At 49.8% G+C, this 7,466-nt stretch carries 7 protein-coding genes; 1 reads left to right on the top strand and 6 read right to left on the bottom strand.

The genetic code is table 11. The features are described 5' to 3' along the window. A partial coding sequence (locus tag VB081_RS13475) for a DeoR/GlpR family DNA-binding transcription regulator (RefSeq protein ID WP_442872726.1) occupies positions 1-414 on the top strand: 414 nt, incomplete at its 5' end. Here VB081_RS13475 and VB081_RS13470 read toward each other — a convergent pair. The 6 genes from VB081_RS13470 to VB081_RS13445 all read right to left on the bottom strand — a co-directional run. Beyond that, complete coding sequence (locus tag VB081_RS13470; protein WP_323401296.1) at positions 380-1,897, bottom strand: FGGY-family carbohydrate kinase; 1,518 nt, start codon at positions 1,895-1,897, stop codon at positions 380-382. The genes VB081_RS13475 and VB081_RS13470 overlap by 35 nt on opposite strands. A 19-nt stretch (positions 1,898-1,916) precedes the next feature. Then, positions 1,917-2,882 (bottom strand): ABC transporter permease, encoded by a 966-nt coding sequence (locus VB081_RS13465; RefSeq protein ID WP_323401295.1) that lies wholly within the window; start codon positions 2,880-2,882, stop codon positions 1,917-1,919. Between the two features lie 37 nt (positions 2,883-2,919). Then, on the bottom strand, positions 2,920-3,897 hold the full coding sequence (locus VB081_RS13460) for an ABC transporter permease (RefSeq protein WP_323401294.1): 978 nt from the start codon (positions 3,895-3,897) through the stop codon (positions 2,920-2,922). A gap of 14 nt (positions 3,898-3,911) precedes the next feature. Continuing rightward, on the bottom strand, positions 3,912-5,417 hold the full coding sequence (locus VB081_RS13455; RefSeq protein WP_323401293.1) for a sugar ABC transporter ATP-binding protein: 1,506 nt from the start codon (positions 5,415-5,417) through the stop codon (positions 3,912-3,914). Positions 5,418-5,496: 79 nt separating this feature from the next. Further along, positions 5,497-6,810, bottom strand: a complete 1,314-nt coding sequence (locus tag VB081_RS13450; RefSeq protein WP_323401292.1) for a substrate-binding domain-containing protein — start codon at positions 6,808-6,810, stop codon at positions 5,497-5,499. 107 nt (positions 6,811-6,917) lie between these two features. Then, positions 6,918-7,466: zinc-binding dehydrogenase (locus tag VB081_RS13445; RefSeq protein WP_323401291.1), on the bottom strand; the 549-nt coding region annotated here is incomplete at its 5' end.

The following is a 7,466-nucleotide window of genomic DNA, read 5'->3' as shown; positions in this document are numbered from 1 at the left end:
AACACCGTCATCACAAACAGCCCCAAAGTCTCTATGGAACTTGCCGGTAGCGCGCATCCCAGGGTCTACTCGACAGGCGGTCATTTACGGGAAAATTCGCTGTCTTATGTCGGACGCTCCGCCAAAAACGCAGTGGAGCTTTTCAACTGTGATATGATGTTCTTTTCCTGTGTAGGAATATCTCCCGAAAGCGGGATGACCGATACCAGCGAAGAAGAAGCGGAACTCAAGGTAACGATGATGAAGCGTTCCCGTGTTAAGGTCGCCATGATCGATTCCTCGAAATTTGATCTTGTCACATTTATTAAAATCTGCGATTTCAGCGCAATTGATTACCTGATCACAGATAGGGAGCCTTCCCTTGAATGGCGGCAGGTCTTCAAACAAAATAACGTTGAATTGATGTATCCATAACCGCGGCGCAGCCGAATTCGCTCTCCTCTTTCACGTCGTCACGCAAATGCCGGTACAAGGAAAACTTTTCTTGATAGAAATCATCGAACGCATGGGCCGGCTCCAGGGTTTCCCTGACCACCGACATATTTTGCGCCGCTTCCTCTATGCTGCCGTATTCCCCCAGTGCCGCCGCGCACACGGCGGCGCAGCCCAGCGCGCCCGCTTCCGACGTGGTCAGTACGCTTACCGGAATTTGCAGAATGTCCGCCTTTAATTGCAACCATGCCTTACTGTTGCATCCTCCTCCGGTGCAGACGAGCCGTTCTGCCCGGACACCCAGCATCCGGATTTTTTCCAGATTCAGCTTCTGGTCGAATACCAGCCCTTCCAGAATCGCTTTGTAAAGCATATAGCGGTCTGTTCCAATATCGATTCCCGTAATTGCCATCCTTGCCGAAGCGTCCATATAAGGCGTGCCGCTCCCCATAAGATATGGCTGTACCATGATACCGGTCGGGGCCTTGGGCATATTTTTTTCAAACAAAGCATACGGCGGAGATTTTTCATCCGAAAAGGTGTCAAAAAACCATTTGATCAGCAATCCCGACGTCGGGTTATATGCTAACGTACAATATTTCCCTTTTTCCCACACCAGCTCAGCCGGCAGGTTGGTTTCTTTTGTAACGCCCGGTGCCGGCCTTTTTTCAAAAACAGGCGTCATACATTCGGACGTTCCCATTGAACAGGCCACCGTATTCTTTCTCAGCCCTGCGCCGATTGCATTGACCGGCTGGTCATGCCCTCCCGCTACAACTTTCGCGCTCGGCGAAAGCCCTGTCTCGCGCGCAACGCCTAAGAGGAGCTTCCCTACGATCTCGCCGGTGAAAACCGCCGGTGAAAACAGGGAACGCTTCATATCAAACACCTGGAACAGCCTGTCGCTCCATTCCGCCTTTTCTATGTCAAAAAGCATGGTTCGGCAGGCGGAAGAACAGTCCACCGCAGCGCAGCCGCTTAGCCGGTATTGGATAAAATCCCCGATGAGCAATACCCTTTTTGCATTTGCGCAGACTTCCTTTTTGCGTTTCTTTAAATACAATAGTTTGGCAAGGCTGTAGGTAGGCGAGGGAACCAGTCCGCAAACAGAGATGATTTCATCGCTGCCGATCCGTTTCATTTCTTCTTCGAATTCCCGCTCTCCCCTGCGGTCCGTACTCACCATGACCTCGCAGAGCACTTTATCGCTACCGTCTAAAACCACGAACGCCTCGCCAAATGAACTGACGGATATGGCGGCTACCAGCTTTCCAAAAGGCCCCGCCGCTTCCCGCAGCACAATTTTGGTTTTTTTCCATATGTTTTCCGCATCCAGCGAGCGCGTTCCGTCTGCACGGAGCAAAAAATCATATTCCCGATACGCCCTCTTTTTTTCGTTTCCTTTTTCGTCAAACACAACAGCCTTTACTCCGCTGGTGCCGACGTCTAATCCACAAAAATACATGTTGCCCGCATCTCCCGGCTTACGACCCATTTTTAGAATAATGCCTGATTGTGAGCGTGAATAAAATGATCACGCCATTGATCAGGTATAATATCCACTGGTCGATCCCCAGAATCAAGATACCGTTTGCAATCATCATCAGAAAAAACGCGCCGATCAGCGTACCCGGTATGTTGCCTTCTCCTCCGGAAAGGGATGTCCCGCCAATCAGCGTCGCCGCAATTGCCGTCATCATGTCCGACGTAATCATGGTCGGAGAGGCGTTCGATGTTTGTGCCACGCCCAGCATTCCTGCGAAAAACGAGAAGATCGCACAGATAATGAAGGATGTGACGAGCGTCATATTGACATTGATACCTGCAAAAAGCGCCGCTATTCTGTTGTCCCCTGTAAAGGCGAGATTTTTGCCATAACGGGTCCGGTGCATCAGGAAATAGCATACAACCGCGAGGCCCGCCATCCACAGTACAATAACGGGAAAGCCGTTGATGTTCGATCCGAATGCATTCAAAAACGCTTCGTTGCTCACCACCACCGGCGCCTGGTTTGTCACGATATAAGCAAACCCCTGGCAAATCATGTACGTTGCCAACGTAATAATGATACTGGGGAGGTTCGCCTGGGAAATGATCACCCCGTTGATCGTTCCTACCACTACGGCCACCAGCAGCGCCGCCAGGATTGCCAAGAACACGTTGGTTCCGTTTTTCAAAAGCACCGCCAGGATCGCTCCACACAATGCGGGAAGCGTACCAATAGACAGGTCGATTTCACCAGCCGTAATGACAAAGGAAATCCCCAGTCCCAGTACGGTAATGATACACATGGAACGCAATATGGTGAAAAAGTTCCTCGGCGTAAAAAAGCCGCTTGTGCTGACCGCAAATATAATAAATAGTAAAATTGTCGCATACAGCAGTATGCTCGTTTTGGATAATGCTTTGCTTTTCAGCGTCTTTCCGAAGCTTGCTGCCTCCGATTTCATAATACGCTACCTCCTGCTTTCCTGTCTCTCAAAATATTCATGCGATCAACCCCGCTTTTTCCTTGCTGCGTTTTTCCATGAAGCCGCTGACCGTCAGGATTCCAATGATTACCGTTCCGACAATGATGTTCGTTACCCATGGCATAAAGCCCATGTTAAATAAAGCGTTCGATATGATCGCCAGGAAAAATGATCCGGCAAAAGCGCCGATTGCCGTGCCTTTTCCGCCCGCAAGCGAAGTACCGCCGATGACGGATGCAACGATCGCGTTCAAAACAATGCTTTCTCCCGCCCCTACGGTTGCAAAGGACGAACGCGCCATATCGATGACCCCAGCAAAAAACACAAATCCCGAAGCAAGGACAAACGACATCGTCACATAACGTTTTACATTGAGACCATAAATTTCCGCAGCGCCCCTGTTATCGCCCACGCAATGCAGGTTCCTGCCGAACTGCATCTTATGAAGAATGAAGTATGCCGCCGCCAGCAGGACAAGCATCCATAGAATCATTTTAGGGATACCGCCCAGCGTACCTCCAAATACATTGAGAATATCTTCATTTTCCATGGCGACCGGTTTATTGCCCGTGATAATTCTTGTATACCCCATCGCTATCCCCTGCATACCTAGGGTTGCAATAAAGCTTGGAACACGGCATACCGATACTACAAGGCCGTTTCCCAGCCCCATCAGCAGCGTGAGCAACAACGCGCATATAAAAGCGATTACAATATGCACCCCCGCCTGATACATCACAGCGATCGTGCATGGCGCAACCGACATCATCGCTCCAATGGATATGTCGATTTCCCCCGTTGTAAGAACGAAAGTAACCCCCAGGCTCAGGATACAGATAAAACACATTGTTGTAAGGATGGATGTCAGGTTCACCAGCGAGAAAAAATTGGGCACCAGAAAGGAAAATATGATGCATATTCCTATAATGGCGAAATAGATCATCGATCCACGCGATTTCCACCACTTTGTTTTTTGATTCTTTATTTTTTCCATGTCTGCCTCCCTCTCTATTTGGTGCTTTCTTCGATAATCAGAGCTTTATTGGCTTCGTCTGCGTCCATAACGCTTACCAGCCTGCCTTCCCTGATAATCGCGACGCGATTGCAGATTCCGACGACATCGTCAATTTCCGCCGTTGAGATCACGATCGTTTTCCCCTGGTTTGCAATATCCAGCAAAATCGACCTGATTTCGTCCTTGGCCCCAATATCGATTCCCAGCATAGGTTCGATGACCATCAGAATGTCCGGATCGATTGCCAGCATCCTCGCAAGCAGCGCTTTTTGCATATTACCGCCGCTCAGGCTGGTTAATTTTGCGTCCATATCGGAAAGGCCGCGTATTTTCAGCCTGTTTGCAATATCAATAAATTTCTTCGGTTTTTCAGCGCGCTTAACTTGAAGCATTTTTTCATGCATATTCAAATAGGCGACGTCCATGTTCTCCAAGATAGATTTCGTAGTAAATACGGTTTTCACACCGCGCTCCGGCAAATATCCCAGTCCGGCGCGTAAATTATCCTTTATGCGCCTGTGCTTTGTTTTCTTTCCGCCGACAATCGTCTGGCCTTGCGTGCTCTTATAAATTCCGAACATGGTTTCGAGAAGCAACGTCTGCCCCTGGTCGCGCAGGCCATAGATCCCGAATATTTCTCCCTTACGGAGGTCGAAGCTAATATCGGTAATCCCATCGTTTTCCGTGCTGAGATGATTTACGGACAGAGCAACCTCGTTTTTACAGGATGGTTTCACGTAATCCATGCCAGTATGGTCTTTCCCCGCGATCATCTCCACCACTTTCCTCGCGTCAAGATTATCCGTTCTCTCCGAGCTGATAATCTTTCCTTCCCGCATTGCAGTAACGCTGTCGCAGATTTCCAGGATTTCAGAAATCATGTGGGAAATAAAAACGATTCCCAGCCCCTTCTGGGCCAGTGTCTTCATGTGTGCAAACAGTTTTTCCCGCTCGTTTTGCGTCAGCCCCGCTGTCGTTTCGTCGAAGACGACCACCTTTGCTCCCGCGCGCAGGCAGCGCACAACTTGTATGATACGCTGGGTGACCGTATCCAGCGTATCCACGATTGTATTTCCGGCCAAATCAATATCAAAGTACTGTTTTAAGAGTTTTTCCGCTTCCTGAACGATATGTTTTTTTCTCGTTGTTTTCAGTATCTTGCTTTCCGCCTCTTTCTGTCCGACGAAAATATTATCCGCTACGCTCATTTGCCGCGCGATAACAAGTTCCTGCGGCACAATATAAAATCCGCGTTCCTGCGCGTCCTTGGGGGAATGAAGCTTTACCTGTTCCCCATAATAAGATATTTTTCCCTGATTGGGTTTGTGCATTCCGCCCATCACCTTGATCAGCACGCTTTTGCCCGCGCCGTTATGTCCGGCGAGCCCTGTTATTTCGCCTGCTTTCACTTCAAACGTCACATTGTCAAGTGCAGTAATTACTCCGAATTTTTTTGTGATTCCTTCTACTTTTACCAAAGTCTTCTGTATATCGGCCATCTCCTATACCCCGTTTCCACTGCATCGTGCTGCCGTGGAAGAAACATATTCTTCCACGGCGCACGGCCAATTCTAAGAGTTATTGATCATATGTCCACTGATTTTCAAGCGCCATAACCTCTGCAGGGATGTCCCAGCCTTCCGGAGCAAGGATTTCGTAATTCGTTTTCAGGTTTTCATATACCGATACCGGCGTAGGCGGAGCCGCGACGAACTTCGGCGAATTTTCGCTTCCGTCGAGCAGATGCCTTGCATACATCAGCATAATATTCTTTCCTGCGCCATACCAATCCTGCCCTGCAAATGCCGCCGTATAGTTATTGTCCGGCCCGTCAGTCGCCATGGGCACCGCGATCGTCGCGTCCGTATCAATCGTAACCATTGCAATATCGCCCCAGGCAGTGTAACCCATTTCCTTGAGCAGCGCCTGTGCCTGGTCTGCCGGCGGATTCGCAAAGTCAATCAGCAAAAGCTCGATGTCCGGATTTGATGCCAGCAAACCGGAAATTACCTGTTTGGCGTTGCCCGGCGCGTCATACCATTTGTCGATCACTTTAATATCCGGATTTGCTTCAAATACATCGTTCCATCCTTCATAACGCTGCCAGCAGGTATGGAAAGAACCGGAATGCCCGTTCTCCCAGCCAACGACGCCGATCGTTCCCTTGCCGCCGAGAATATCCACTGCGGCCTGCGCGGAATAAACGCCCGCGAGATAGTTATCCGCATCGGATACGCCAATCAGGTTTTCGTGATTCCAGTCGACGTCAAACGGAGCCGCACAGATGAACCCAACCTTTGTCTTATCCATGATCTTTTTCAGGATTTCACTGGATGCCGCCATATCTACGCCCAGCGTGAAAAACGCGTCATACTGGTCGGCGATCGCTTCAAACCTAACATAATCGTCCATCTGACTGTTGCCTGTTTTGTCGGCTGCGATCCAAATATCCGAAATTTCAATTCCCAGGTCATCCGCTACTTCCTGCATCCCCGCGACCTGCCATTTACCAGCGTCATCCAGCGCGTCCTTTTCGATCGCAACTTTAAGACCCATAGAGCGTATCTGTTCTTTCTCTTCGTCCGTCAGCGCCAGCTTTGCAGCGTCCTCGCTGGGAATTCCCTCGTCCATCGACATATCCTGATAGACTTCCTTGCCGACAGGGGAATATACGTCCATAATATCTTCCTGCGTAAGCTTGTGGTATCTTCCTTCCTCTCCTGCCGGCTGTACGCTTGCAGATTCCGTGCCCTCGCTTTGGGACGCGGCAGCGTCAGAAGCCGCCGGCGCAGCGCTTTCCGCGGGAGCTGTCCCCGCCCCCTGGCACCCGAAGCATGCAAACACCAGAAATACTGCGATTGCAACCAATAGAATCCTCTTTGACTTTTTCATTTTTTTCCTCCTCAGTTATTCTTTTTTGCGGATTATCCGCCGCCGAAAAACAATTCGTTTTCAGCAAATTCTATTTGACGCCCATATGGGCGGTCAATTTCCCTGCTTCAATCCCAGACAAATACAACTTTTTGCGCCTCATGGGAATCGAACAGTTCAAATGCCTGTGCAGCCTCCCCGATCGGGAAAACATTGCTGCATATCTTTTTCAAAGCAATATTTTTGCGAATGATAAACTCGCTCAACTCTTCCCAGTCCGCCCGGTTAAAATACCAGCATCCCGTCATATGGATGAGCCTGCGGATGAACTGATCCGCCGGATTGATTGTACATTCCTTATTCTCGCCGATCAGGCCCACATATCCCCTGCTTTTGATACAGTCAATCGCATTGTTTTCCCCGATACTGTTCCCCGAACAATCGATTGCGACGTCCGCGCCCTTGCCGCCGGTGAGCTGCTTAATGTATGCCACCGAGTCCTGTTGTTTCGGATTCACAATATAATCCGCCCCTAGTTCCCGCGCGAGAGCGAGACGTTTTTCGTCCGTATCAACGGCGATCACAGTTGCTCCGAAACCCGTTGGCATTAATATCCCGCCGCAGCCCATCGGTCCGATTCCGAAAACCGCGACCGTCTTGGCCCCGTCCACACAAAG

Origin of the sequence: Christensenella sp. (genome assembly GCF_034927525.1) — a bacterium.
GTDB lineage: Bacteria > Bacillota > Clostridia > Christensenellales > Christensenellaceae > Christensenella.
The sequence above is the reverse complement of the archived record's forward strand: the minus strand, read 5'-3'. Positions and strand labels throughout refer to the sequence as shown.

What these genes read in the sequence shown, in the direction of transcription:
- VB081_RS13470 (WP_323401296.1), bottom strand. Translation starts at nt 1,897, where the DNA reads ATGTATTTTTGTGGATTAGACGTCGGCACCAGCGGAGTAAAGGCTGTT.
- VB081_RS13465 (WP_323401295.1), bottom strand. Translation starts at nt 2,882, where the DNA reads ATGAAATCGGAGGCAGCAAGCTTCGGAAAGACGCTGAAAAGCAAAGCA.
- VB081_RS13460 (WP_323401294.1), bottom strand. Translation starts at nt 3,897, where the DNA reads ATGGAAAAAATAAAGAATCAAAAAACAAAGTGGTGGAAATCGCGTGGA.
- VB081_RS13455 (WP_323401293.1), bottom strand. Translation starts at nt 5,417, where the DNA reads ATGGCCGATATACAGAAGACTTTGGTAAAAGTAGAAGGAATCACAAAA.
- VB081_RS13450 (WP_323401292.1), bottom strand. Translation starts at nt 6,810, where the DNA reads ATGAAAAAGTCAAAGAGGATTCTATTGGTTGCAATCGCAGTATTTCTG.